The organism is Paractinoplanes globisporus DSM 43857 (assembly GCF_000379645.1).
Taxonomy (GTDB): domain Bacteria; phylum Actinomycetota; class Actinomycetes; order Mycobacteriales; family Micromonosporaceae; genus Actinoplanes; species Actinoplanes globisporus.
This window is the reverse complement of sequence record NZ_KB903310.1, coordinates 110882-136047: the sequence shown is the minus strand read 5'-3', so window position 1 is coordinate 136047 and position 25166 is coordinate 110882. Positions and strand designations below refer to the sequence as shown.

The following is a 25166-nucleotide window of genomic DNA, read 5'->3' as shown; positions in this document are numbered from 1 at the left end:
TAATGCGTCGGAAATCTCCGACACGTCAAGGGCGTACCGGCATCAGGATCGAGAATCGCGACCCGCCCGGCACGCGGACCGCGAGCGGCCGGATCGGCCCGTCCAGCTCCAGCACGAGCTGGCCCGCTCCGCCGGCGTCGAGCGCCTGCAGCAGGAACTCGCGGTTCACCGCGACGTGCTCGTCCGACCACTCACCCTCGGCGGCGAGCCGCAGGCTCCCCGCGGGGTCAAGACCCAACAGCGTGATCTCGTACGCCGTTCCGTGGTGCTCCCGGGTCGGGGCCGGGGCCGCGGCCACCATCTCGCGCAGCCGGGCGGTGTCGACCGTGACGCGGGCGGCGGGCTCGTCCTCCCGCGCGACGAGACGGCGGTAGTCGGGGAAGTCGACGGGCAGCGGCTTGCCCTCGACGACCGTGCCGCCGGCCTCGGCCCGCACCGCGTCGGCGCCCAGATCGAGCACCACCTCGCCGGCGCGTAACGCACGCAGGTCGTCGACGAACGGCAGCGGCAGGCACAGTCGTGCCGGTGGCCCCTCGATCAATGCCTCGGCCCGGGCCGTCGCCATCCGGTACCGGTCGGTGGCGACCAGCGTGAGGTCGCCGCCCGTGGTGTCGAAGAGCACGGTGGGCAGCAGGCCGGCCGGGTCGCTGCCCGCGGCGAAGCGCACGGCGTCGAGGCTCGCGGCGAGCGCGGCGGCGGGCAGGGTGATCCGGGTCATGAGCTTTTCCTCCAGGTCGAGCAGGGCGTGGACGCGGAGGAGCTCACGCTTGGCATCGGCCAGACCGTCCTCGAGACGCCGGCGATGACGGTCGAGCCGCCGGCGGATCGCCTCGGGCTCGCGCATCTCGCGCACCGCCTCGGCGATCTCCGCCACCGGCAGGCCCACCCGGCGCAGGCCGGCGATCAGCCGGGCCGCGCGGACCTGCTCGTCGGTGTATCGCCGGTAGCCGGTCGCGGCATCCACCTCGGCCGGGACCAGCACGCCCGCGCCGTCGTAGAACCGCAGCGCGCTGACCGCCAGGCCACTGGCCCGGGACACCTCGCCGATGCCGCGCATTTCTCCTCGCACCCCGTCGACCCTGGAGTCTCACCCTGGGTGAGAGTCAACCCCGGACCCTAACCGGCGAGAAGATTTACTGCCACGCCCAGCATGACCAGGGCGATCAGGCCGTCTAGCACCCGCCAGGCCGCCGGGCGGGCCAGCACCGGGCCGAGCCGGTGTGCGCCCGCGCCGAGCGCCGTGAACCAGGCCAGGCTGGCCGCCGCCGCGCCCAGGCCGAAGAGCCAGCGGTGCGGGTGCTGCTGGGCGATCGAGCCGAGCAGCAGGACGGTGTCGAGGTAGACGTGCGGGTTCAGATAGGTCAGCGCCAGGCAGGTGAGCAGGGTCGCGCGCAGCGTGGCGGGCGCGCGCTCGGCCGGGTTCAGGTGGGACGGGCGCACCGCCCGGCGGCCCGCCATGATCGCGTACGTGACCAGGAACGCCGCGCCGATCCAGCGGATCGCGGTCACCGCGTCGGGCCGGGCCGTCACGACCGCGCCCAGGCCACCGATCCCGGCCAGGATCAGCACCAGGTCGGAGACCGCGCAGACCGCGACCACGGCGAGCACGTGCTCGCGGCGCAGGCCCTGGCGCAGGACGAACGCGTTCTGCGCCCCGATGGCGACGATCAGGACGGCGGAGGCGGCGAATCCGGCCAGGACGGAGGTGAGCACATCATCGACGCTAAGCGGTGCTCGGGGCGTACACAAACTAAAGATTTTGACTTTGGTTTAGAATCTCTTACGTGGATCAAGTGCAGTTGGCGACCTTCCAAGCGGTGATCGGCACGGGCAGTTTCGAGGCGGCGGCGCGTCAGCTGCACGTCACGCCCTCGGCCGTCAGCCAGCGGATCAAGGCGTTGGAGAGCGCGGTCGGTCAGGTGCTGGTGCGGCGGGCCCGGCCGTGCGTGGCGACCCCGGCCGGCGAGGCGCTGGTCCGTTTCGCCGGGCAGGTCGAGCTGCTCGAGCGGGAGGCGCTCGCCCAGGCACGGGACGGCGCCCGCGTCGCGATCGTGGTGAACGCGGACTCGCTCGACACGTGGTTCCTGCCGGCGCTGGCCGCCGTGCCCGGGCCGGCCTACGAGTTGCACACCGACGATCAGGACTACACGGCCGACCTGCTGCGCTCGGGCACCGCGATGGCCGCCGTCACCGCCGAGCACGTCGCCGTCCAGGGCTGCCGGCTCGAGCCGCTGGGCGCGATGCGCTACCTGCCCGTCGGCGCCGCCACGCTGCCGTCCGATCCGGCCGAGGCGCCGATGATCGTCTACAACCGCAAGGACCAGCTTCAGCACCGGTTCCTCGCGTCGCTGCGGCGTCGCGGCGAGCCGTCGGCGCACTACGTGCCGGCCGCGGCGGCCTTCGTCGAGGCGATCCGGCTGGGGCTGGGCTGGGGCATGGTTCCCGAGCAGCGCGCCCGGCCCGACATCGCGGCCGGCCTCTATCGTCCACTTTTTCCGGACAAATACCTCGACGTGCCGCTGTACTGGCAGTACTGGAAGATCGAATCGGCCGTGCTCGGCGACCTCACGGCGGCGGTCAAAGCGGCCGCCGCCGCGACGCTGCGAAGTTAGTCGTTCGCGTGCAGGGCCGAGTTCAGCTCGATGCCCGTGCCGGTGCGCGGCCGCGCCTCGAGGGTGCCGGAGACCGAGTTCTGCCAGAAGAGCAGGTTGTCCTGCCCGGACAGCTCGCGCGCCTTGACCACCCGGCCGTCGGGGAGGGTCAGCTTGGAGCCCGCGGTGATGTAGACGCCGGCCGCCACCACGCAGTCGTCGCCCAGCGAGATGCCGATGCCGGAGTTCGCCCCGATCAGGCTGCGCTCGCCGACGCTGACCCGCTCCTTGCCGCCGCCGGAGAGGGTGCCCATGATGGACGACCCCCCGCCGACGTCCGACCCGTCGCCGACCACGACGCCCTGGGTGATGCGGCCCTCGACCATCGAGACGCCGAGCGTGCCGGCGTTGAAGTTGACGAAGCCCTCGTGCATGACCGTGGTGCCGGCCGCGAGGTGGGCGCCGAGACGCACCCGGTCGGCGTCGGCGATCCGCACGCCGCCCGGGGTGACGTAGTCGGTCATCCGGGGGAACTTGTCGAGGCCGTAGACCTGCAGGTGACGGCCCGCGGCCCGCTCCAGCAGGCGCAGCTCGTCGACCCGGTCGGCCGGGCACGGGCCGGACGACGTCCAGGCGACGTTGGCCAGGGAGCCGAAGATGCCCTCAAGATTGATCGAGTTGGGCACGACCAGCCGGTTCGAGAGCAAATGCAGCCGGAGGTACGCGTCGGAGGCGTCCTTGATCGGGTCGGACAGCGAGCCGATCGTGACCGTCACCTCGATCACTGACAGGCCCGGCAGCGCGCGCGGTCCGGTCAGTCCGGCCGGCAGCACCGGCGGCTCGGCCGGAGCCGGGCCGAGACCGAGAAAGCCGGTCGGGAACCAGGTGTCGAGAACCTGGCCGTCGGCCGTGACCGTGGCGAGGCCGATGCCCCAGGCGGGCGAGGTCGAGATCGCGGTTTCCACGTAGCAGACCCTACTAAAGGGCCCAGGGAGGCCGCGGCGCGCGTGACGAGGATCGTAACTCCGAGGGTGATTCACTCTTGGCCGGTATGGTGCGGCCTATGGCCAACCCGCTTACCCCGGACGTGCTGGTCGACCCGGTCGTGCTGACCCGTGCCCTGGTCGACGTCGAGTCCGTTTCCCGCAACGAGAAGGTGATCGCGGACTGCGTCGAGGAGGTCCTCCGCAGGGCGCCGAACCTCAGCGTGGACCGTCACGGCAACACCGTGATGGCGCGCACGGATCTGGGACGGGAACAACGGGTGGTGCTTGCCGGTCACCTCGACACGGTGCCGATCAACAACAACTTCCCGTCGACCGTCGTCGATGACCTCATCTATGGCTGCGGCACCTCCGACATGAAGTCCGGTGTGGCCCTCGCCCTGCACCTGGCCGCGACCCTGCCCGATCCCGGCTACGACATCACCTACCTCTTCTACGAGGCCGAGGAGATCGATTCGCAGTACAACGGGCTGGCGCTGGTCGCCGAGGCACACCCGGACTGGCTGGTGGCCGACTTCGCGGTGCTGCTCGAGCCGACGTACGGCGTGGTCGAGGCCGGTTGTCAGGGGACGCTGCGGGCGATGGTGCGCACGCACGGCCGGCGGGCGCACACCGCCCGGGCCTGGCGGGGGGTCAACGCGATCCATGCGGCCGGCGAGGTGCTGCGGCGCCTCGAGGACTACCGGCCCCGCACGGTCACCATCGACGGCTGTACGTTCCGGGAGGGGCTCAACGCCGTACGGATCGTCGGCGGCGTGGCGGGCAACGTCGTGCCGGACGAGTGCGAGGTCGAGGTCAACCTGCGCTTCGCGCCCGACCGCACGGAGAAGCAGGCCCTGGAACACGTGCACGAGGTCTTCGAGGGGTACGAGCTGGAGCTGACCGACTCGGCGCCCGGCGCGCTGCCCGGGCTGGACGCGGCGCCGGCCCGCGACTTCCTGGCCGCCGTCGGCTCGGAGCCATCGGCCAAGCTCGGCTGGACGGACGTGGCCCGCTTCGCGGCGCTGGGCATTCCGGCGCTCAACTACGGGCCCGGCGACCCGTTGCTCGCGCACGCGCCGGACGAGCATGTGGAGATCGGCAAGATCCGGGACGGCGCGGCGACGCTGCACCGCTGGCTGGCCTCCCCGGCTGGTTTCTAGATCGCCCTTTTTCTAGATCGCTTGCACCTGCACTCGGCCGATGGCGCGCAGCGCCTGCGGCGGGATTTCCACCGTTTTTTCCACATCACTGGGCGGCTGGGGTGACTCGTCGCGAGCGATCCGCCGTTCCTCGACCACCATGCGGATGCGCCGCTGCATGCGTCGCTGTGCCTTCAGCCGTTCGTATCGGTTCGTCACGGTGGCTCCTTAAGCCCAGGAGCCCGGCCGGAGCCGGGCGCCGCGTGCCGTCGATTTTCGTAACTGTACAGACGCTTCAGAGCTACCGTCCGTTGCTTCAATTTGGCAAAAAGGTTCGCTCGTCGCAATCCTCTTACCGAAACCCAACCGGTTATTCACCGGCTACTGACCGTCCGCACTACCTTGGTGGCATGACGGACAGCACCAACGGACGCCGGCACGAGCCGGAGCGTCATCGCGGGGCGGTCACCCTGCGCCGTGAATCCATCCCGCCGAGCACCGCGGACGAGAAGCTGCTCGACTCGCATCACCGGCGGGAATGGAAGACCAAGGACGCCTGGCGGGCACTGCGCATCCTGTCCGAGTTCGTCGAGGGATTCGACACTCTGGCCGATCTGCCGCCCGCGGTGAGCGTTTTCGGCTCGGCTCGCAGCAAACCCGACAGCCCCGAGTGCGAGATGGCCGCCGACCTGGGCGCCGCGCTCGCCGAGGCGGGGTACGCGGTGATCACCGGCGGCGGGCCGGGCGTGATGGAGGCGGCCAACCGCGGCGCCACCGAGGCCGGCGGCATGTCGGTCGGGCTCGGCATCGAGCTCCCGTTCGAGCAGGGCCTCAACGACTGGGTCGACGTCGGCATCGACTTCCGCTACTTCTTCGTCCGCAAGACCATGTTCGTCAAGTACGCCCAGGCGTTCGTGGTCCTGCCCGGCGGCTTCGGCACGCTCGACGAGCTGTTCGAGGCGATCACGTTGGTGCAGACGAAGAAGGTGACCCGCTTCCCGGTGATCCTGATGGGCGCGGACTACTGGTCGGGCCTGCTCGACTGGATCCGGCAGACGCTGCTCAAGGACGGCAAGGTCAGCGAGTCCGACCTCGAACTCCTCCAGGTGACCGACGACGTCGAGGAGGCGGTCCAGATCATCGTGGACGCCGACGCGGCGCTGGCCGCGGCCGACGGGAAGCGGTGACGTGGCTGCCATCTGCGTCTTCTGCGCCTCCTCCAGCACCCTCGACCAGAAGTGGCTGGACCTCGCCACCAGTACCGGCGCCGAGATCGCGGCCCGCGGGCATTCGCTCGTCTCCGGCGGTGGCTGCGTCGGCATGATGGGCGCGGTCGCCGAGGGCGCCCGCGCCGGCGGGGCGCACACGCTCGGCGTGATCCCGCAGGCGCTGGTCGATCTCGAGGTCGCCGACCTCAACTCCGACGAGCTCATCGTCACCGACGACATGGGCGTCCGGAAGAACCTGATGATCGAGCGGTCGGACGCGTTCATCACGCTGCCCGGCGGCCTCGGCACCCTCGACGAGCTCTTCGAGGTGTGGACGACGGCGACGCTCGACCTGCACACCCGGCCGATCGTGCTGCTCGACACGGACGGCTTCTACGACGGGCTGCTGACCTGGCTGGACGGGCTCGCCGGCATCGGTTTCGCGCGTACCGCGGCGCTCGGACGGCTCACGGTCGCCAAGTCGATCGGCGCCGCCCTGGACGAGATCGAGGATCGCCTGGCCGGGTGATCGCCACGCCGGAGTGGGTGTCACCACACCCACTCCGGCGTGACTTCGGCCCCGGTGAGCCCGTCGGGAGAACCGGGGGCGCGCCAGACGCACGCTCTCACCGGACGCGCTCGGTGCGCTCGCACCGGTCACCCGACGGGGTCGCAACTCGCCGGGGCACGCTGTTGCTGGATGGGTTTAGCGTGACCCTGCCCCCCGATCGGGTGACCGTCAAGACATGTCGATCAGTAATTGAGTGGTTACTTTTCGTCTATGTGAGCCGGTGGAGCCCGGCTATTACCTACCGGTCCGCTGTGGAACACTCCAGTCATGCCGCCGCAACGGGCGACCCTCCTGCAGGTCGCGCAGCGGGCCGGCGTGTCCCGCAGCACGGCCTCCTTCGTCCTGGCTGGACGCCACCAGGACATGAGGATCTCCGAAGACGCCCGGCAACGGGTGCTCCGGGCGGCCCAGGAGCTGGACTACCGGCCCAACCTGATGGCCCGCAGTCTGCGGACGAAGGTCACGAAGACGATCGCGTTGGTCTCCGACACGATCGCTTCCGACCCGTACGCGGGCCGCGCCATTCATGGCAGCCTCGCGGCCGCCGTCGCCCACGGGCACCTGCTGCTGATCGGCGAGACCGACGGCGACCCGGTCGTCGAGGAGCGCCTGATCTCCGACTTCCTCGACCGGCAGGTCGACGCGTTTCTCTACGCCAGCATGTTCACCCGGTACGTGCGCCTGCCGAAGAAGCTGCGCGGGCGGCCGGTCGTGCTGCTGAACTGCCTGACCAAGGAGGCCGAGCCGAGCCACCACTCGATCATCCCGGACGAGCTGGCGGCCGGGCTCACGGCGGCCCGCGCGCTGCTCGAGGCCGGTCATCGCCAGGGCATCTACCTGGTCGGGCATCCGGGCGGGGGAGTCTTCGCGAGCCGGGAACGGCTGGCCGGCATCAAGGAGGGGCTCGGCGAGGCCGGGGTGCGGCTGGCCGGGGTGGTCGACTGCGACTGGTGGCCCGATTCGGCGTACGACGCGGTCAGTGGCGCGATCGGGGACGGGCTCGACCCGCGGGCGCTGATCTGTATCAACGACCGGGTGGCGCTGGGGACGTACCAGGCGCTGCGCGAGGCCGGCGTGGCCATCCCCGACGACATCTCGGTGATCTCCTTCGACGACTCCGAGCTGGCGGCGTGGTTACGGCCGCAGCTGACCAGCATCGCGCTGCCACACTACGAGCTCGGCTGGCGCGCCGTCGAGACCCTGCTCGGCCCGGCCGCGCCGCCGGCCGTCACGCGGTTGCCGATGCCGATCCGCCGCCGCCACTCGGTGACCAAGCCGCCCGTCGAATAACGTCGTACCCCCATGGTTTCCTTGATGCCGTGAGCACGCCGGCCCCCTCCGCCTCGGTGCGCCGGCCTGTCTACCGTCTGGTCCGGCGTCCCGCCGCCGCGCCGCCGGTTCTCACCGCCGACGAGCTGCAGCGATACGTCGCCGGCCACGTCGACGGCCCCCTGCTGGTGGTCGGCGGCCCCGGCACGGGCAAGACCACCATGCTGGTCGAGGCCGTCGCCGCCCGCATCGCCGAGGGCGTCGACCCCGAGCGCATCCTGATCCTCACCTTCGGCCGGCGCGGGGCGATGGCCCTGCGCGACCGCATCGAGGCCCGCATCGCCGGCGACCGCGGGCGCATCATGCACGAGCCGCTCGTGCGCACTTTTCACGCCTATTCGTATGCATTGCTGCGCAGGTCGGCGGCCGAGCGGGGCGAGCCGTCGCCCCGCCTGCTCACCGGCCCCGAGCAAGATCTGATCATCCGCGAGCTGCTCGAGGTGGTGGCCGACCCCGACGCCGCCGACGAGATCGGCTGGCCCGAGGGTCTGCGGCCCGCGTTGCCGACCCGCGCCTTCGCCCAGCAGCTGCGCGATCTGATGCAGCGCGCGGCCGAGCGCGGGGTGGGCCCGGCCGAGCTGGCGCGCCTGGGCGAGCGCCTCGGTCGTGACGACTGGCCGGCCGCCGCCCGCTTCCTCCGGGAGTACGTGGCGGTTCTGGCCCTGCGCGACGTGACCACGCGCGGCTCGACGGCCTACGACCCCGCCGAGCTGGTGCGGGCCGCCTCGGGTCTGCTGGCCGACGACCCCGGCCTGCTGACGGCCGAGCGCGACCGCTTGGCGTATGTCTATGTTGACGAGCTGGCCGATACCGACCCCGCCCAGGTCGAGTTGTTGTCGCAGGTCGCGGGCGGGGGAAAGCCGTTGGTCGCCTTCGCCGACCCGGATTCCTCGATCTACGCCTTCCGCGGTGCCGATCCGGCCGCTGTCTCCACGTTCCCGTCCAAGTTCCGCACGGTTTCGGGCGCGCTGGCCGAGACGATCACCCTGCACACCAACTACCGGGCGGCGTCGCCGCTGCTGACCGCGACGTCCCGCGTGGCCCGCCACATGCGCGGCCCCATCACCCACCGCCCCATGCACCCCCCACCCCCGCCCACCAGCGCGTCGCCGGCCGCCGGGTCGCCCGCGCCCGCCGCCGGAGTTGGGCCCGCGGCGGCATCACCCGCCGCACCCGCTGCATCACCCGGGTTGCCCGCCGGGCCCGATGCCGGGGTTGGGCCCGCCGCTGCATCACCCGCCGCGCCCGGTGCATCACCCGCGTCGCCCGCTGCTTCACCCGTGTCGCCCGCGGCGGCATCACCCGCCGCGCCCGCTGCATCGCCCGTGTCGCCCGCGTCGCGCGCTGCATCGCCTGCGTCGCCCGGTGGATCACCCGTGTCGCCCGCCGGGCCCGATGCCTTGCCTGACGCGTCCGACGCGTTGGCCGTGCCCGGGGCGCCGGGCGTTGCCGATGGCTTGGCCGAGGGGGCCGTCGTTCGCACATTCCGGGCGACCACCGCCGAAAGCGCATATGTCGCCCATGCCCTGCGCGAGGCGCACCTCCTGCACGGCGTCCCGTGGTCGCGCATGGCGGTTCTCATGCGGTCCACGTCCCTGCAGCTGCCGTCCTTCCAGCGGGCGTTGGCGGCCGCCGGTGTCCCCACGGTCACGCACGCCGAAGACCTGCCGCTGCACCTCCAGCCGGCGGTGGCACCCTTCCTCCTGCTGTTGCGCTGCGCCCTCGACCCGGCCGTGCTCAACGAGGAGGCCGCCGTCGCCCTGCTCCACTCCCACCTGGGCGGCGCCGACCCGCTGGCCGAGCGGCGTCTTCGCCAGGGCCTGCGCGCGCTCGCCCTGGCCGCCGGCGATCGTCGTCCCTCGGGCGAGCTGCTGGTCGACGCCGTCCGCGACCCGACCGGGCTCGATCTGGTCGACCGTCGCTGGGCGCGTCCCGCCCAGACCGTGGCCCGCCTGATCACCACCGCCCGCGAGGCCGCCGCCGAGCCGGGTGCGAACGCCGAGCAGGTCCTGTGGACGGTCTGGCGAGAGAGCGGCCTGTCCGATCGCTGGTTCGGGATGAGCACCCGGGTCGGACTCTCCGACGACGCCGACGTGGCCCGCGCCCGCCAGTGGCGCGCGGAGGCGGCCGATCGAGACCTCGACTCCATGGTGGTGCTCTTCGACGCGGCGGCCCGCTTCGTCGACCGGCTGCCCGGCGCCCGCACCGAGGTCTTCCTCGACCATGTGCTCGGCCAGGACCTCCCGGCCGACTCGATCGCGCCCAGCGCCGACCGGGGCGAGGCCGTGCGCCTGCTGACCGCCCACGCCGCCAAAGGCCTCGAGTGGGATGTGGTCGTGCTGGCCGGCGTCCAGGAGGGCATCTGGCCCGACCTGCGCCTGCGCGGCAGCCTGCTCGGCTCGGAACGCCTGGTGGACGTCCTGGCCGGCCGGGCCGCCACCGGCGCCGCCGCCGTCGTGGGGGAGACGTCCGCCCTGCTGGACGAGGAACGCCGCCTGTTCTACGTGGCCGCCACCCGCGCCCGCCGCAAACTCATCGTCACCGCCGTGGCCTCGGCCGGCGTCGGTGGCTCCGAGGGCGAGGAACAGCCCAGCCGCTTCCTCACCGAGCTCTCCTTCCCGATCCCGGGCCGCGGAACGCCCCCGCCGGCCGCCCCGACCGACCCCGACGAGCCGCCACCGGACGAGCCGCCGGACCCCGACCCGTGGGACACCGGCCCGCCCGACCCGACCCCCTCCGACCCGACCGCAGCCGGCTCGCCCCCGCCCGACGCGGCGCAAGCCGGCGCGGCGCGGCCCGAGGCGGCACAAGCCGGCGCGGCGCGGCCCGAGGCGGCGCGAGCCGACGCGGCGCGGCCCGACGCGTCGTCACCCCGCTCCACGCGGCCCGACCCGGTGCCGCCTGACCCCGCCTCGGCCGGGCCCGCTGAGGCTCCTGCCTCGGCAGATGAGGTGGCAACGCGGGACGCGGGCCGGTCGGCTTCTCCCGACGGGGAGATTCCGGTGGGACGGGCGCCGCGGGCGCTCACGTTGGCCGGGCTCGTGGCCGAGCTGCGTACGGTCGTGGTCGGGAGGGACCAGACGCCCAGCCGGCGGTGGGCCGCCGCCGCTGAATTGGCACGGCTTGCCGCCGCCGGCGTCCCGGGCGCGCACCCCGACGAGTGGTGGGGCCTGCGCCCGCTCTCCGACGACCGCCCGCTGATCGACGAGGGTCAGCCCGTCAAGGTCACCCCCTCCTCGATGGAGAGCGCCCTCCGCTGCAGCCTGCGCTGGCTGCTCGAGCGCCACGGCGGCGCCGCGCCGCCCGGTCCGGCCCAGGGCGTCGGCAACCTCGTGCACGCCGCCGCGATGCTCGCCGAGGACGCCAACGCCGATCGGGAGAAGCTGGTCGAGTACGTCTCGGCGCGGTTCGACGCGATCGAGCTCGCCGCGCACTGGCTGGCCGGCCCGGAGCAGGAGCGGGCCCAGGGCATGGTGGACAAGCTGCTGCGCTGGCTCGCCGCCAACCCGCGACGGCTGCTCGCGATCGAGCACGAGTTCACCGTGCGGCTCGAGGACGAGCGGCGTCCCATCCAGCTCACTGGGCGGGTCGACCGGCTCGAGGTCGACGAGCACGGCCGCCTGGTCGTCATCGACCTCAAGACCGGCAAGACCACCACCGTCTCGTCCGCCGACGTCGAGGAGCACGCCCAGCTGGCCGGCTACCAGGCCGCGGTGGAGGCGGGCGCGTTCGGCGACCACGGCAGCGAGAGCGGCGGCGCCGCGTTGGTGCAGCTCGGGCCCGGTAAGGACGCGCGCGAGCAGATGCAGGTGCCGCTCACCGACGCGACCGACCCGCAATGGGCGTACGCGATGGTCCGCCGCACCGCCGAGACCATGGCCGCTTCCACCTTCTCGGCCGTGGCGAACAGCCGATGCCGGGTCTGCCCGGTCCGCACCAGCTGCCCGATCTCCGGCAAGGGGCGTCAGGTAGTAGAAGATACGCAGTGACCCAGCCCAGCCTCTTCGCCGACGAACCGGTGGCGCCGCGCCGCCGTGCCGACTCGGGACCGCGCTACACGCCGGCCGAGCTGGCCAGGCTGCTGCGCCTGCCGCCGCCGACGACCGAGCAGTCCGACATCATCTCGGCGCGGGTGGAACCGCTGCTGGTGGTGGCCGGCGCCGGCTCCGGCAAGACCGAGACCATGGCGTCCCGGGTCGTGTGGCTGGTCGCCAACGGCTATGCCCATCCCGATCAGATCCTCGGTCTCACCTTCACGCGCAAGGCCGCCGGCGAGCTGGCCCACCGGGTGCGTACCCGCCTCGGTCAGCTGGTGCGCCGCCTCGGCCGCGACGACGCCCTGGTCGGCGAGGCCACAATCTCGACCTATCACTCGTACGCGGCCCGCATCGTCACCGAGCACGGACTGCGCGCCGGCTTCGAGCCGTCCGCCCGGCTGCTCACCGAGGCCGCCCGCTGGCAGATCGTCGACTCGCTCGTCCGGTCGTACACGGGCGAGATGACCGGTCTCAACCGGGCGCCCGGCACCGTCACCGACGATGTGCTGGCGCTCGCCGCCGAGCTCGCCGAGCACCTGATCACCCCGGATGATCTGGCCGCCTGGACCGGCCGCTTCTTCGCCGAGGTGCAGGAGCTGCCCGGCCGGGTCTACAAGGACGTCGCCGACGCGCTGCAACGGCAGCGCCAGCGGCTCACCCTGCTGCCCCTGGTGCGCCTCTACGAGCAGCGCAAGCTCGACCTGGAGGCGATGGACTTCGGCGACCAGATGGCCCGGGCCGCGCGGGTCTCCCGCGACCACCCGGAGGTCGGCGAGATCGAGCGCGGCCGGTACCGGATCGTCCTGCTCGACGAGTACCAGGACACCAGCCACGCCCAGGTGACGATGCTGAACGCGCTGTTCGGCGGCGGCCACCCGGTGACCGCGGTCGGCGACCCCTGCCAGTCGATCTACGGCTGGCGGGGCGCCTCGGCCGGCACGCTCGACCGATTCCCGCGGGAGTTCACTCGCAAATCGGGCGAAGACGCGGAAATGCGAAGCCTCACCAAGAGCTGGCGCAACCGGCCCGAGATCCTCGAGGTGGCCAACGAGCTGTCCCGGCCTCTGCGGGACTACGGCGCCCAGGTGGCCACGCTGCAGGCGGCGCCCCGGGTCGCGGCGAGCGTCGGCGGCCGGACGGTGACCTGCGCGCTGCTCTCGACGTACGCGGACGAGGCCGATTGGATCGCCGACCAGATGCTCGCCGCCTGGCGGATCACCGCGGGGATGCTCGACGCCTCCCCGGAGCAGATCCCGGTCGAGAAGCGCCCGACCAGCGCCGTCCTGGTGCGCGTGCGCAGCCAGATCGCCGTGCTCGAGCAGGCCCTGCGCGCCCGCGGCCTGCCGGTCGAGGTGGTCGGCCTGGGCGGCCTGCTGGACACCCCCGAGGTCCGCGATGTGGTGTCGACACTGCGGGTGCTGGCCGACCCGACCGACGGTGCCTCGCTGCTGCGGCTGCTGACCGGCGCCCGCTGGCGGATCGGCCCGCGTGACCTGGTGGCGCTGCACCGGCGGGCGCGGGGGCTGGCCACGGCCCGCGCCGAGGTGGTCACCCGCGCCGACCCGGAGGAGTTCCTGGCCGACCGGCTCGACGACGCCACGCTGATCGAGGCGATGGCCGACCTGGGCGCCCCGCAGCAGTACTCGGCCGAGGGCTACCTGCGCCTGCGCGCCTACAGCCGGGAGCTGAGCGCCCTGCGTCAGCGCCTGGACCAGCCGCTGCCCGACCTGGTGGCCGACATCGAGCGCACCACCGGCCTGGACGTCGAGGTCGCCGTGCGCGGCTGGCGGGCCGGCGACGCGGGCCTGGCCCGGGGCCACCTGGACGCGCTGGGCGACGTCGCGGCCCGGTACGCGGCCGAGACCGACGGCGGCACGCTCGCCGGCTTCCTCGCCTTCCTGGCCGCCGCCGAGGAGGAGGAGCGGGGTCTCGAGCCCGGCCAGGTCGACGTGGTCGAGGGCGCGGTGCAGATCCTGACCGCGCACGCCGCGAAGGGCCTGGAGTGGGACGTGGTGTCGGTGGCGGGCCTGAGCCGGGGCGTGTGGCCGGGCCTGGTCCGCGGCACCGACCACTACCTGATGGGCATCGGCGTGCTGCCGTTCCCGCTGCGGGGCGACTCGGAGGGCCTGCCCCGGCTCGATCTGGGCGAGGCGGTGGACCAGAAGGGCGTGCTCGCCGCGGTCTCCGCCTTCGGCCGGGCCTGGCGGGAGCACGACGAGCGGGAGGAGCGCCGCCTGACCTACGTGGCGGTGACCCGTCCCCGCCGCCTGCTGCTCTGCTCGGGGTACTGGTGGGGCGAGGGGGTCAAACGTCCGCGCGGGCCGTCGGTCTTCCTCGACGAGATCCGCGCGACCTGCGAGGCCGGATCGGGCCTGGTGGACGCCTGGGAGCCGGAGCCCGCCCCGGACGCGACCAACCCGTCCGGGGCCGAGGTCGCGTCCGGGGAGTGGCCGTTCGACCCGCTGGGCCGCCGCCGGCCGGCCATGACCGCCGCGGCCGACCTGATCCGCCGGATGATCGCCTCTCCGGACGCCGCCGCCGCGACCGCGTTCGCCGAGCTGGCCGCGGAGGAGCCCGAGATCGCCGCCCGGGCCGGCTTCGCGGCCGACCTGGTGGGCCTGCCGGCGACCGACGAGGACGATCCCGACATCGTCCGCTGGCGGCGGGAGGCCGAGATGCTGCTGGCCGAGCGCGACGAGCGGTCCCGCCGGGACGGCCCGGTCGAGGTCGCACTACCCGCGCACCTTTCGGTGTCGCAGCTGGTGGTGCTGCGCCGCGATCCGCAGGGGCTGGCCCGCTCGCTGCGCCGCCCGCTGCCGCAGCGGCCGGCGCCGTACGCCCGCCGGGGCACCGCCTTCCACTCCTGGCTGGAGCAGCGGTTCGGCTCGGCGCGGCTGATCGACATCGACGAGCTGCCGGGCGCGGCCGACGACGACGCGGCCGGCGACGAGGAGCTGGCCGCCCTGCAGGAGGCATTCCTGACCGGGGAGTGGGCCGAGCGCACCCCGATCGAGGTCGAGGTGCCGTTCGCGACGTCGGTGGCCGGGGTGGTGGTGCGCGGCCGCATGGACGCCGTCTTCGCCGAGTCCGGCAACCGGTACGACGTGATCGACTGGAAGACCGGCCGCCGGCCCACGGGCGTCGAGGCCGAGGCGGCGGCGGTTCAGCTCTCCGCGTACCGGATCGCCTGGGCCTCGCTGGCGGGCGTGCCGGTCAACCGGGTGCGGGCCGGCTTCCACTACGTGCGGGAGCAGGTCACCGTCCGCCCGGCCGACCTCATGGACGCGGACGCGCTCGCGGCCCTCGTGTCCGAAGTCCCCGAGATGGGTGACTAGCCCACTCCCGCCGCCGCCAGCAGATGCAACAGCGCTCCCGCGTACGCCTGCTCGGCACTGTCACCCTCGAAGCGCCGCCGCTCGCCCAGCAGGTCGATGGTGACCTCGAAGGCGGCGCCGTCGCGGCTGAGGCGGCGGAAGGTGCCGCCGAGCAGTTCCCGCAGCTGATCCTCGCGCGGCAGCCAGATCGCCTCCTCGAGCTCCACGTCGTCGAGGGCCCACTCGGTGGTGCCGTTGAAGCCGATCACGCGGCCTTCGGGCATGTTGTGTACCTGGATGGTCATGTTGCTGAGCACGAAGACCTCGTCGTCCAGATCCCGGTCGGGAATCGCGAAGCGGTCGCCCAGGGCAGGTTTCCAGCTCAGACCCGCTTCCCTGAGTCTCTGTGCCAGTTGTACGCCGATCACCGCTGAATCCCCTCTTCCGTGCTACGCTCCGCTCGTTGTTCGTTTGGTTCCCAAGTACTCAGGAGCGCCTGTGGGGAAGTCTGCCCCAGGCGCTCTTTGTCGTAACCCGGGTTTCTCCGGTACGGGCGATCAGTACGGCGACACGAGACTCGGAGAATCCGGGTTTTACCACCTCGCTCCTGTCCATAATGGTCGGGAGCGATCGACCGTCGAGGAGACGATCATGGTTACCGGCGTTGTGAAGTGGTTCAACGCGGACAAGGGCTTCGGGTTCATCACCCCCGACGACGGCGGTGCGGACGTCTTCGCCCACTTCTCCGCGATCCAGATGTCGGGCTACCGCAGCCTGGAGGAGAACCAGCGAGTCGAGTTCGAGGTCACCCAGGGCCAGAAGGGCCCGCAGGCCGCGAACATCCGCGCCCTCTGATCTTGTAAAGGGTCAGAACTGCCCGCGGCGGCGCCGCATCCGTGGTGATGCGGCGCCATCGCGGTCAGACAGCTGCTGCCTCCGGCAGCGGCGCCGTCCCACCGAGGTGGGCGGGGAGCCACCAGCGGTCCTCGGGTCCGGCGGGCTTATCTGGGTACGCCCGTTGCACCGCGTCGAGGAGACTCGAGAGCCGCTCCTTCAGCGTGGCCGTGAGCGCGTCGGGCGAGACGCCTTTGGGCAGCTCGATCGCCTGGCCGACCTTGATCAGCACGGGGACGTGCCGCTTGGTCAGCTCCTTCTTGTGCCCCTTGGTCCACAGTCGGTGCGGTCCCCAGACCGCCATCGGGATCAGCGGCACCTTGGCCGTGCGCGCCAGCCGCGCCGCGCCCGATTTCAGCTCCTTCACCGTGAACGACTCGCTGATCGTCGCCTCGGGGAACACCCCGACCACCTCGCCGCCCTTGAGCGCGTTGGTCGCCGCGCGGAACGACGCCGCGCCCGCGTCCCGGTCGACCGGGATGTGCCGCATGCCGCGCATCAGCGGGCCGCTGACCTTGTGGTCGAAAACCGAGCTTTTCGCCATGAAGCGGACCAGCCGCTTGGCGGGCTGAGCGGCGAGGCCGCAGAAGATGAAGTCGAGATAGCTCACGTGGTTACTCGCCAGCACCGCCCCACCCTCCCGCGGGATGTGCTCGGCGCCGTCGACCTCGATACGCAGGTCGAGCGCGCGGAACATCGTCTTGGCGAAGGCGATGACCGGGGGATACACGAGTTCCATGTAGAGACGGTAGCCGACCTTACTGAAGATCGGCTGGATCGGGGTGCAACCAGCGGAGCTCCTGGTGCGTCTTTACCTACGACGTCTTTGTCCGCAGCCCGGGAGGACCCGCATGCGCAGCACGCCCGCCCGTCGCGAGCTGGCGTTCGTGCTCGCCGTGGCCTGCGCGGGCCTGGCCGTGGTGCTGGTCGTGGTCTTCGCGCCGTGGTACCCCGCGACGCCTCCCGCCGCGGCCGACCTCTCCACGGTCCGTGACCACCTCGCCCAGCTCATCGCCGATCAGGCGGCCGGGGGCGCCACGCTGACCCGGTGACTCGATCTCCACTCACGTGACGTTCAGGTCCGTGGTGTTCACTGGGATTCATGTCTGAGCCGACCCCGGAGACGTTCGCCTGGCAGCGCCCGGGCGACCGTTTCGCGTCGGGCATGGTGACGGCGCCGGCCGGTCCTCCGATCGCCCCGCCGGCCCCGCCCGAGCCGCCTCGGCCGGAGCGCCCCGACGGTCCGCGCCGTCGCCGGCGTCAGATGCAGATCTTCGCCGGCATTGCGGGTGGCGTCCTCGCGATCGGTCTGACGATCATCCTGGTGCTCGCGATCTCGGGCGATACCAGCATGTTCAGCAGCAAGGCGTCGGCGCCGACCGACGTGCGGCCGCCGCTGGCCCAGGCCTGCCCGGCGCCCACCTCGTCGCCGAGTGCCGCGCCGACCCAGGCGCCGAGCGCGCCGCCGCCGGCCACCGGCGCACGCACGGTGGACCAGGAGGCGGGGATCTCCTACAAGGCGTACGGAGCGCCGTGGGTCCCCTGGGACGAGGTGTGGCGGGCCGGGACGCTCGAGGTGCCGTACCGGGTCGGGCAGCACTTCGTGACCGAGAAGTACAACGGCGGCGACTACCACGCGTCGATCCTGTCGGCCGCGGTGCCGGCCGCCGACAACGACGCCGTGACGCTCGATCTGGAGTGCGTGGGTCGGCAGGTGGCCGCCGACGTGCGCGCCGAGTACTACCCGCAGCCGAACACGCTCGAGCGGATCAAGGACGGGCTCACCACGCTGGGCGGGCGGCCCGCCTACCTGAGCGAGTTCCGGCTGCACTTCCACGCGGCCGGACTGACCGCCACCGACGAGCTCTCGGCGGTGGCGGTCATCGACGTCGGCAAGCCGACCGCGGCGGTTCTGTACGTCTCGATCCCCGGCACCCACAAGCAGTGGGACTACGTGGTCGACGACGTCATGCAGTCGGTGCGCCCGGTCTAGGGCCTGTCCTGCCGATCACGCGGGGCTGCGGCGTGGCCCAGGCGGCGCCTGACGGCGTCCGCGAAACGGCCACATACAACACCGGTATGCGACCGCTTCGCGGCCGACGCCAGCCACCACCTGGACCTCGCCTCGCTCCCACGCGACCGACAGGACAGACCCTAGGAACCGGTCAGGCCCCAGCGCTTGCGCAGGGCGTTGTCGGCGGCGTTGAAGATGACGTCGATCAGGATGCCGATCACCAGCACGACGATGATGTAGCAGATCACCAGGCTCGAGTCCGACAAATCACGAGCTTGCTGCATCCGTACGCCGATGGAAAGCGCACCCGGCACGATCACCAGCAGCTCGCCGGCCATCAGGCTGCGCCAGGAGAACGCCCAGCCCTGCTTGAGCCCGGAGATGAACGACGGCAGCGACGCCGGCAGAATCAGGTGCCGGTACTTCGCGATGCCCTTCATGCCCAGCACCTGCCCGACCCGCAGCCAGGTACGCGGCACGTAGTCGATGCCGCTGATCAGACCGTTCGCCACCGACGGCGCGGCGCCGATGACCACCACGAACATGATCGCGCTCTCGCTGATCTGGAACAGCAGGATGGCCAGCGGGAACCACATGATCGACGGCATCGTCTGCAGGCCGGTGATCAGCGAGCCGATCGCGGCCCGCAGCGGCGCGAACCGGGAGACGGCCGCGCCGACCACCGTGCCGATCGCCACCGCCAGCAGGAAGCCGGTGAGCGCCCGGGTCAGCGTCAGGCGTACGCCGTCCCAGAAGTCGCCCGTGGTGATCACGTCTTTCAGGTCGGTGAAGACCGTCTGGGGGCCGGGCAGGACGTACTCCGGCTTCCACCCCGACCAGACCACGATCTGCCAGGCGAGCAGCACGATCGCCACGGCCAGCAGCTTGGGCCAGGTGTTCTTCCAGATCCGGGTACCGATCGTGCCCTTGTCGGTCTTGGGCGCGAGCTCGAGGTTGTCGAGGCCGCTGACCTCGGCGGACTCGGCAACGGCGGTCTCAGTTGGCATGGCGGGCCACCTCCGCGCGGAGCCGGTCGGTGATCTCGGCGGCCTGGCCGGCCACCTCGGGGGAGTCGATGCGCCGCGGCCGGCCCTGAGTGACCGGGAAGTCCTCGATCACCCGGCCGGGCCGGCTGCTCAGCAGCACGACCCGGTCGCCGAGCCGCACCGCCTCGCGCACGTTGTGGGTCACGAACAGCACGGTGAGATCCTGCTCACGCCAGATCCGCTCGAGCTCGTCGTGCAGGATGTCGCGGGTCATCGCGTCGAGCGCGCCGAACGGCTCGTCCATCAGCAGGATGTCGGCGTCCTGCGCCAGCGCGCGGGCGAGGGCCACGCGCTGGCGCATGCCGCCGGAGAGCTCGTGCGGCCGCTTGTCGCCGAAGCCGCGCAGCCGCACGATCTCCAGCAGCTCGGCCGCGCGCTTCTTGCGTTCCGCCTTGCCGATCCCCTGCAGCCGCAGCGGCAACTCGACGTTGCCGGCGACGGACAGCCAGGGGAAGAGCGCGGCCTCCTGGAACATCAGCGAGACTTTCCGGCCGCCGATGTCCAGGGTGCCGCCGCTGATCTGGTCGAGCCCGGCGACGAGCGAGAGCAGCGTGCTCTTGCCGCAGCCGGAGGCGCCCAGCAGGCAGACGAACTCGCCCTGCCGCACCGTCAGCGAGACGCGGTCGAGCGCCAGGAGCGCGTGGGCGCCCGACCCGTACTGCTTGGAGACGTTCTCGAGGCGGACGACCGCGTCGGTACGGACTTCGGTGTGTTCCAGGAGGCTCATGCTGCTGTGCCTTTCCGAGACTGGGGCGCCTTTCAGGCCGCGGCGTCGCTAACCTCGGGCTGACCGGCCGCCTTGAGCAGCTCGTTCAGCGGGCCGAGGTCGTAGATGCCCTTGAGGTCGACCGGCTTGAGGAGGCCGACGTCCTGGGCGTGCTGAGCGCTGGTGAACAGGGAGGAGGCGATCGGGTCGGCGGTGAAGCTCAGGTTCTTGAAGGACGCGGCGAGGATGTTGTCCTTGAGCGGCTTGCCGGAGAGCGCCTTGATCTGGTCGTTGGCCGCCGCCTGAGCGCCGGCGTTGTCGGTCTTGATGTAGTCCAGCGCCTTGAGGTGACCCTGGAGGAGCTTCTTGACCGTGCCCGGGTACTTCTTCAGGAACTCCTGGGAGACGACCAGGTGGGTGGTGACGAACTGGCCGCCGGGCCACAGGTCCTTCTCGTTCACCAGCACCTTGCCGCCGGACTCGATCTGCAGGCGGCTGAAGTACGGCTCGGGCACCCAGGCGCCGTCGATCGCGCCCTGGGCGAACGCCTGGAGCGCGGTGGCGTTGTCCTGCGGGAGGATCGAGACGTCGCCGCCGCCCTGGGCATCGGCGTTGAGGCCGTTCTGCTTGAGCCAGGCGCGTAGCGCCACGTCCTGGGTGTTGCCCAGCTGCGGGGTGGCGATCTTCTTGCCCTTGAGGTCGGCCGCGGTGTTGATGCCCGGCTTGACGACCAGGCCGGCGCCGGCCGAGGTGCTGCCCGCGATGATCTTCAGAGCCGTGCCCTTGGACTGCGACCATCCGTTGATCGCCGGGTTCGGGCCGATGTAGGTGGCGTCGATCGCGCCGGAGAGCAGCGCCTCGAGCGCGGCCGGGCCGGCGTTGAAGGTCTTCGCCTCGAGCTTGGTGCTGCCCAGGGCGTCCTGGAAGAAGCCCTTGTCCACCCCGATCAGGGCCGGCGCGTGGGTGATGTTCGGGAAGTAGCCGAGCCGGATCGCCGACGCCTCGGCGGCCCCTCCGGAGGTGGAGGCGGTGCTCTTGTCGTCGTCGCCCCCGCACGCGGTGAGGGCGGTCGTGGCAATGAGTGCGGTGGCGGCGAGGGCAAGCGCACGTATGGTGCGGGAGCTCATGCTCACTCCTAGTTCTTCGTAATCGGGGAGAGTTCGGCCAGGGTCTTGTGGTCGACGACGCCCTCGATGGCTTCCTCGACGGCGACCCACACGTCGCGCAGGCCGGTGGCCGCGCCGTGGTAGGTCGTGGTGGCGGTGGGCAGCCCGCGCACGGTGGTCAGCGCGCCGCCGACGGCCCGGACGACGTCGCCCACGGTGATCTCGTCGGCCGGGCGGGCCAGCGCGTACCCGCCGTCCACACCGCGGTGGCTGTGCAGGAGCCCGGCACGGCGCAGGTCGAGCAGGATGCCCTGGAGAAAGCTGAGCGGGATGTCCTGGGCGGCGGCCAGCCCGGCCGCCTTGACCAGGTGTGGCTGCTCGGCGGTGACCGCGAGCATGGCCCGTACGGCGTAGTCGGTGCGCGCCGAGACGTACACGGTCCGGTCCTCCTCGCTGATCAATACCCTGCTTTCCCTATCTGATGCATGGGAATGATGTATGAAGTGGGAATGGGTCGTCAAGCGCGGCCCGTATCGCGGGACCCGCGCCCGATAGATCGAAATTGGCGCACTGCCAGTTGGTGACCTGCAGTCGCGACGACGAACACGGAGCGCGCTAATGTCAGTCCGTGGCGCGCAGAAGCAAGATCCCCGCAACGAAGTACCCGGTCGAGCGATTCACCCTGGACAACGGCCTGCGGGTGGTTCTCACGCCCGACCGCAGCGCCCCGGTCGTCGGCGTCGCCGTCGTCTACGACGTGGGCATCCGCTCGGAACCGGAAGGCCGCACGGGCTTCGCACACCTCTTCGAGCACCTGATGTTCCAGGGCTCGGAAAACCTGGAGAAGCTCGCCCACTTCCGGCACGTCCAGGGCTCCGGGGGCACCTTCAACGGCTCCACCCACCTCGACTACACCGACTACTTCGAGGTGTTGCCGGCCGGCGCGCTCGAGCGGGCGCTCTTCCTCGAGGCCGACCGCATGCGCGGCCCCCGCCTGACCGAGGAAAACCTTCTCAACCAGATCGACGTGGTCAAGGAGGAGATCCGGGTCAACGTGCTGAACCGGCCGTACGGCGGCTTCCCCTGGCTCAAGCTGCCGCCGGTCATGTTCTCCACGTTCGCCAACTCGCACGACGGCTACGGCTCGTTCGGCGACCTGGACAGCGCCACCGTCGAGGACGCGGTGGCGTTCTTCGACCGGTACTACGCGAGCGGCAACGCCACGCTCGCGGTCGCCGGCGACTTCGACGTGGCCGAGGCCAGCGCGATGATCCAGCGGCACTTCGGGGACGTGCCGGCCCGGCCCGCGCCCCCGCTGCCCGACTTCGACGAGCCCGGCCCCGAGGCCGAGCGGCGCGACGTCTACACCGACCGGCTCGCTCCGCTGCCCGGCGTGGCCTCGGCCTGGCGGGTGCCCGACCCGATCGCCGCCTTCGACGACTACCTGCCGTACGTGGTTCTCGCCGAGGTGCTCACCGACGGCGAGGCGTCCCGGCTGGTCGAGCGCCTGGTCCAGCGCGACCGCTCGGTCACCAGCATCGGCGGCTACATCGGCTTCATGGGCGACGAGTTCCAGGTGCGCAACCCGACCGCGCTGCTGCTGCAGGCGCACATGCCGCCCGGCGGCGACGCGGAAAAGGTGCTGCGCACCGTCGACGAGGAACTCGAGCGCCTCGTACACGACGGCCTCGCGCCGGGGGAGCTCGAGCGGACCCAGGCCCGCATCGCCACCCACCTGCTGCGCGACACCGACGCCGTGCTCGGCCGGGCGCTGCCGATGGCCGTGCTGGAACTGCAGCGTGGCCGTCCCGAACTGCTCAACGAACTACCCAAGCTGGTCGGCGAGGTCACCGAGGCACAGATCGTCACCGCCGCGGCCGCCCTGCGCCCCGACCGGCGAGCCACCGTCGAGGTCCTCCCGGGAGCCGCCCAATGACCAACAAGACTCTGCCCGACCTGGTGCCCGACGCCAAGATCAAGCTGCCCAGGCAGGCCGAGCGCTCGCTACCGGGCGGGCTCACGGTGATCGCGATCCGGCGCCCCGCGGTGCCGCTGGTCGAGCTGCGGCTGCGGGTTCCGTTCAGCAAGGCGCCGTTGCCGCGGGCCACGCTGCTGTCCCAGGCGCTGTTCACCGGCACCGGCGCGATGTCGAGCGTCGACATCGCGGCCGAGTTGCAGGCGGTGGGCGGCGGCCTCTCCGCCGGGCTCGACCCCGACCGGCTCCTGATCACCGGCAACGCGCTGGCCAGTGGGCTCGACCGGGTGCTCGAGATCCTCGCCACGGTGCTGACCGACCCGGCGTACCCGAACGCCGAGGTCGGGACGGAGCGCGACCGCCTGGTCGACCACATCAACGTGGCGTTGAGCCAGCCCGCGCACATCGCCCGCACGGCACTGCTCAAGCGGGTGTACGGCAGTCATCCGTACGCGGTGCAGACGCCCGAGCCCGAGCAGGTCCGCGCGGTCCGCCCGGCCCAGCTGCGCAAGCTGCACGCCGACCGGGTCCGCCCGGACGGCGCCGTGCTGGTGCTGGTCGGCGACATCAACCCGGAGAAGGCGATCGACGCCGCCGAGAAGGCGCTGGGCAGCTGGACCGGCCCCGGCCGGGACGAGACCGTGCCGGAAGCCCCGCCGCTCGAGCCCGGCCCGCTGCTGCTGGTCGACCGCCCCGGCTCCGTGCAGTCGTCGCTGCGGATGGCGCTGCCGGCGCTGCCGCGCACCGACCCCCGGTACGCGGCTCTCCAGCTGGCCAACATGATCTTCGGCGGCTACTTCTCCTCCCGCTGGGTGGAGAACCTGCGCGAGGACAAGGGCTACACGTACGGCCCGCACACCGCGATCGAGCACTACCTGGCCGGCTCGACGCTGATGGTCGCGGCCGAGGTCGCGACCGAGGTGACCGGCCCGTCCCTGCTCGAGACCCTCTATGAGCTGGGCCGGATAGCGAGCCTTCCGCCCGGCGAGGACGAGCTCGAGCAGGCCCGCCGCTACGTGCTGGGCACGCTGCGGCTCGGCATGTCCACCCAGGCGGGCCTGGCCGGCCTGGCGAGCATGTACGCGAGCTTCGGCCTGCGCCTCGAGCACCTGCGGGAGCACTCGGCGGCCCTGGCCACGGCGACCCTGGACCAGGTGGCCGAGGTGGCCGCCCAGTTCCTGGCGCCGTCGCAGGCGGTCACCGTGGTGCTCGGCGACGCCGAGAAGGTCGAGGCTCCGCTCGCCGCCCTCACGCAGGTCGTGCGCGGCACCGCGTGAGCACACCCGAGTTCCCCGCGACACCGCCGCTGGCCCGCACCACGCTCGACCGCGCCGGCCTGCGCCGCCGGGACGACGCCTGGCTCGCCGACGCCTGGTCCCGCGGCCTGGTGCTGGTCGTCGACGACCGCGGCCGCGCGCTGGCCGAGGACCGGCCCGACGGCAGCGTCGGGCTGCTGCTGGTCACCTCGGACGAGGCGCCGGCCGACGTCGAGCACTGGTTCCTCGGCGTCGACCCGGAGGGCATCGCCCTCTGGGCGGTCGTGGCGCCGCTGCCCGAGGTCGAGGGCGCCCGGGCGGTGTCCCTGCGCGACGTGGGCCACCAGCTCGACGCCCGCGACGCCGGGATGTTCACGACCGCCGCGGCGCTGGCCAACTGGCACGCAAGTCACGGCTTCTCGCCGCGTACCGGGCAGGCGACCACCGCGGTGGAGGCCGGCTGGGTGCGGCGCGACCCCGACGGCAACGACATGTGGCCGCGCACCGACCCGGCGATGATCGTGCTGGTGCACGACGACGTCGCCGGACCGGACGGCCGGTGCCTGCTCGGTCACAACGCCCTGTGGCCGGTCGGCCCGGACGGCGTGCGCCGCTTCTCCTGCCTGGCCGGCTACGTCGAGCCCGGCGAGTCGGCCGAGGCGGCCGTGCTGCGCGAGGTGGCCGAGGAAGTGGGCATCAAGCTGGCCGGCCTCACCTACGCGGGCAGCCAGTCCTGGCCGTTCCCCGGCTCGCTGATGCTCGGCTTCCACGCCGTCGCCGACCCGGCCGAGCCGCTGCGGCTCGACCCGGAGGAGATCGACGAGGCGCACTGGTTCACCCGGGAGGAGATCGCGAAGATGATCGCCGGTGGCTTCGTCCACCCGGAGACCGGTGTCCGGATGAGCCTGCCGATGCGATCTTCCATCGCGTTCTTCCTGATTGAGACCTGGTTGGGGGGTTTCGACCGGTAACGCATCGATATCACTCAAAGTAG

23 protein-coding genes are annotated in these 25166 nt (G+C 72.0%); 13 read left to right on the top strand and 10 right to left on the bottom strand.

Annotation, left to right across the window (positions count from 1 at the left end; all coding sequences use genetic code 11):
* Positions 1–25: 25 nt before the first annotated feature.
* Both A3CQ_RS0125665 and A3CQ_RS0125660 read right to left on the bottom strand, forming a co-directional pair.
* A complete protein-coding gene (locus tag A3CQ_RS0125665; protein ID WP_020513818.1) occupies positions 26–1057 on the bottom strand; it encodes a DNA polymerase III subunit beta family protein in 1032 nt (343 codons plus the stop codon).
* A gap of 59 nt (positions 1058–1116) precedes the next feature.
* Positions 1117–1713 carry a LysE/ArgO family amino acid transporter gene (locus tag A3CQ_RS0125660; protein ID WP_020513817.1) on the bottom strand — a complete coding sequence of 199 codons (597 nt, stop codon included), beginning with the start codon at positions 1711–1713 and terminating at the stop codon, positions 1117–1119.
* A gap of 71 nt (positions 1714–1784) precedes the next feature.
* Here A3CQ_RS0125660 and A3CQ_RS0125655 point away from each other — a divergent pair, with 71 nt between their 5' ends.
* A complete protein-coding gene (locus A3CQ_RS0125655; RefSeq protein ID WP_026206186.1) occupies positions 1785–2612 on the top strand; it encodes a LysR family transcriptional regulator ArgP in 828 nt (275 codons plus the stop codon).
* Here A3CQ_RS0125655 and dapD read toward each other — a convergent pair.
* Positions 2609–3556, bottom strand: a complete 948-nt coding sequence (gene dapD / locus A3CQ_RS0125650) for a 2,3,4,5-tetrahydropyridine-2,6-dicarboxylate N-succinyltransferase (RefSeq protein ID WP_020513815.1) — start codon at positions 3554–3556, stop codon at positions 2609–2611. The two genes, A3CQ_RS0125655 and dapD, sit on opposite strands and share 4 nt — an antisense overlap.
* A gap of 98 nt (positions 3557–3654) precedes the next feature.
* Here dapD and dapE point away from each other — a divergent pair, with 98 nt between their 5' ends.
* Positions 3655–4737: a succinyl-diaminopimelate desuccinylase gene (gene dapE / locus A3CQ_RS0125645; protein WP_020513814.1), complete on the top strand. Its 1083-nt coding sequence runs from the start codon at positions 3655–3657 to the stop codon at positions 4735–4737.
* Positions 4738–4749: 12 nt separating this feature from the next.
* Here the strand turns inward: dapE and A3CQ_RS0125640 are convergent, their stop codons facing one another.
* Positions 4750–4935 (bottom strand): hypothetical protein, encoded by a 186-nt coding sequence (locus A3CQ_RS0125640; RefSeq protein ID WP_026206185.1) that lies wholly within the window; start codon positions 4933–4935, stop codon positions 4750–4752.
* A 191-nt stretch (positions 4936–5126) separates the two neighbouring features.
* Here A3CQ_RS0125640 and A3CQ_RS0125635 point away from each other — a divergent pair, with 191 nt between their 5' ends.
* The 5 genes from A3CQ_RS0125635 to A3CQ_RS0125615 all read left to right on the top strand — a co-directional run bounded on the left by A3CQ_RS0125635 (position 5127) and on the right by A3CQ_RS0125615 (position 15196).
* The gene (locus tag A3CQ_RS0125635) at positions 5127–5903 is read left to right on the top strand and encodes an LOG family protein (protein WP_020513812.1); all 777 of its coding nucleotides are present in this window, start codon (positions 5127–5129) and stop codon (positions 5901–5903) included.
* A 1-nt stretch (position 5904) separates the two neighbouring features.
* A complete protein-coding gene (locus tag A3CQ_RS0125630; protein WP_020513811.1) occupies positions 5905–6453 on the top strand; it encodes an LOG family protein in 549 nt (182 codons plus the stop codon).
* A 309-nt stretch (positions 6454–6762) separates the two neighbouring features.
* A complete protein-coding gene (locus tag A3CQ_RS0125625) occupies positions 6763–7785 on the top strand; it encodes a LacI family DNA-binding transcriptional regulator (RefSeq protein ID WP_020513810.1) in 1023 nt (340 codons plus the stop codon).
* Positions 7786–7814: 29 nt separating this feature from the next.
* Positions 7815–11813 (top strand): ATP-dependent helicase, encoded by a 3999-nt coding sequence (locus tag A3CQ_RS0125620; protein ID WP_020513809.1) that lies wholly within the window; start codon positions 7815–7817, stop codon positions 11811–11813.
* A complete protein-coding gene (locus A3CQ_RS0125615; protein ID WP_020513808.1) occupies positions 11810–15196 on the top strand; it encodes an ATP-dependent helicase in 3387 nt (1128 codons plus the stop codon). The genes A3CQ_RS0125620 and A3CQ_RS0125615 overlap by 4 nt, the downstream gene beginning before the upstream one ends.
* On the opposite strand, the gene A3CQ_RS0125610 is transcribed toward A3CQ_RS0125615, so the two are convergent.
* A complete protein-coding gene (locus A3CQ_RS0125610) occupies positions 15193–15603 on the bottom strand; it encodes a hypothetical protein (protein WP_020513807.1) in 411 nt (136 codons plus the stop codon). The genes A3CQ_RS0125615 and A3CQ_RS0125610 overlap by 4 nt on opposite strands.
* A gap of 223 nt (positions 15604–15826) precedes the next feature.
* On the opposite strand from A3CQ_RS0125610, the gene cspE reads away from it, so the two are divergent.
* Positions 15827–16030, top strand: a complete 204-nt coding sequence (gene cspE / locus A3CQ_RS0125605) for a transcription antiterminator/RNA stability regulator CspE (RefSeq protein ID WP_020513806.1) — start codon at positions 15827–15829, stop codon at positions 16028–16030.
* 64 nt (positions 16031–16094) lie between these two features.
* Here cspE and A3CQ_RS0125600 read toward each other — a convergent pair whose 3' ends face one another.
* On the bottom strand, positions 16095–16808 hold the full coding sequence (locus A3CQ_RS0125600) for a lysophospholipid acyltransferase family protein (protein WP_040432818.1): 714 nt from the start codon (positions 16806–16808) through the stop codon (positions 16095–16097).
* A 112-nt stretch (positions 16809–16920) separates the two neighbouring features.
* Here A3CQ_RS0125600 and A3CQ_RS0125595 point away from each other — a divergent pair, with 112 nt between their 5' ends.
* Together A3CQ_RS0125595 and A3CQ_RS0125590 are read left to right on the top strand one after the other, a co-directional pair.
* Complete coding sequence (locus A3CQ_RS0125595) at positions 16921–17121, top strand: hypothetical protein (RefSeq protein WP_020513804.1); 201 nt, start codon at positions 16921–16923, stop codon at positions 17119–17121.
* A gap of 50 nt (positions 17122–17171) precedes the next feature.
* Entirely contained in the window at positions 17172–18062 is an 891-nt protein-coding gene (locus tag A3CQ_RS0125590) for a hypothetical protein (RefSeq protein ID WP_020513803.1), read from the top strand.
* 161 nt (positions 18063–18223) lie between these two features.
* Here A3CQ_RS0125590 and A3CQ_RS0125585 read toward each other — a convergent pair whose 3' ends face one another.
* The 4 genes from A3CQ_RS0125585 to A3CQ_RS0125570 are packed head-to-tail and all read right to left on the bottom strand — an operon-like array spanning position 18224 to position 21378.
* A complete protein-coding gene (locus A3CQ_RS0125585; protein WP_020513802.1) occupies positions 18224–19090 on the bottom strand; it encodes an ABC transporter permease in 867 nt (288 codons plus the stop codon).
* Positions 19080–19856, bottom strand: coding sequence for an ABC transporter ATP-binding protein (locus A3CQ_RS0125580; protein WP_020513801.1), 777 nt, complete (start codon positions 19854–19856; stop codon positions 19080–19082). Before A3CQ_RS0125580 ends, A3CQ_RS0125585 begins: the two co-directional genes overlap by 11 nt.
* 32 nt (positions 19857–19888) lie before the next feature.
* A complete protein-coding gene (locus A3CQ_RS0125575; protein ID WP_020513800.1) occupies positions 19889–20962 on the bottom strand; it encodes an ABC transporter substrate-binding protein in 1074 nt (357 codons plus the stop codon).
* Between the two features lie 8 nt (positions 20963–20970).
* On the bottom strand, positions 20971–21378 hold the full coding sequence (locus A3CQ_RS0125570; protein WP_026206183.1) for an RrF2 family transcriptional regulator: 408 nt from the start codon (positions 21376–21378) through the stop codon (positions 20971–20973).
* A 191-nt stretch (positions 21379–21569) separates the two neighbouring features.
* On the opposite strand from A3CQ_RS0125570, the gene A3CQ_RS0125565 reads away from it, so the two are divergent.
* The 3 genes from A3CQ_RS0125565 to nudC are packed head-to-tail and all read left to right on the top strand — an operon-like array spanning position 21570 to position 25143.
* Positions 21570–22877, top strand: coding sequence for a M16 family metallopeptidase (locus A3CQ_RS0125565; RefSeq protein ID WP_020513798.1), 1308 nt, complete (start codon positions 21570–21572; stop codon positions 22875–22877).
* Positions 22874–24193, top strand: a complete 1320-nt coding sequence (locus A3CQ_RS0125560; RefSeq protein WP_020513797.1) for a M16 family metallopeptidase — start codon at positions 22874–22876, stop codon at positions 24191–24193. The genes A3CQ_RS0125565 and A3CQ_RS0125560 overlap by 4 nt, the downstream gene beginning before the upstream one ends.
* A complete protein-coding gene (gene nudC / locus A3CQ_RS0125555) occupies positions 24190–25143 on the top strand; it encodes an NAD(+) diphosphatase (protein WP_020513796.1) in 954 nt (317 codons plus the stop codon). Before A3CQ_RS0125560 ends, nudC begins: the two co-directional genes overlap by 4 nt.
* Positions 25144–25166: the final 23 nt, after the last annotated feature.

Bases quoted from the DNA above. Each gene is read 5' to 3' on its own strand.
- A3CQ_RS0125665 (WP_020513818.1), bottom strand. From the start codon at position 1,057: ATGCGCGGCATCGGCGAGGTGTCCCGGGCCAGTGGCCTGGCGGTCAGC.
- dapE (WP_020513814.1), top strand. From the start codon at position 3,655: ATGGCCAACCCGCTTACCCCGGACGTGCTGGTCGACCCGGTCGTGCTG.
- A3CQ_RS0125635 (WP_020513812.1), top strand. From the start codon at position 5,127: ATGACGGACAGCACCAACGGACGCCGGCACGAGCCGGAGCGTCATCGC.
- A3CQ_RS0125625 (WP_020513810.1), top strand. From the start codon at position 6,763: ATGCCGCCGCAACGGGCGACCCTCCTGCAGGTCGCGCAGCGGGCCGGC.
- cspE (WP_020513806.1), top strand. From the start codon at position 15,827: ATGGTTACCGGCGTTGTGAAGTGGTTCAACGCGGACAAGGGCTTCGGG.
- A3CQ_RS0125600 (WP_040432818.1), bottom strand. From the start codon at position 16,808: ATGGAACTCGTGTATCCCCCGGTCATCGCCTTCGCCAAGACGATGTTC.
- A3CQ_RS0125595 (WP_020513804.1), top strand. From the start codon at position 16,921: ATGCGCAGCACGCCCGCCCGTCGCGAGCTGGCGTTCGTGCTCGCCGTG.
- A3CQ_RS0125590 (WP_020513803.1), top strand. From the start codon at position 17,172: ATGTCTGAGCCGACCCCGGAGACGTTCGCCTGGCAGCGCCCGGGCGAC.
- A3CQ_RS0125585 (WP_020513802.1), bottom strand. From the start codon at position 19,090: ATGCCAACTGAGACCGCCGTTGCCGAGTCCGCCGAGGTCAGCGGCCTC.
- A3CQ_RS0125580 (WP_020513801.1), bottom strand. From the start codon at position 19,856: ATGAGCCTCCTGGAACACACCGAAGTCCGTACCGACGCGGTCGTCCGC.
- A3CQ_RS0125575 (WP_020513800.1), bottom strand. From the start codon at position 20,962: ATGAGCTCCCGCACCATACGTGCGCTTGCCCTCGCCGCCACCGCACTC.
- A3CQ_RS0125560 (WP_020513797.1), top strand. From the start codon at position 22,874: ATGACCAACAAGACTCTGCCCGACCTGGTGCCCGACGCCAAGATCAAG.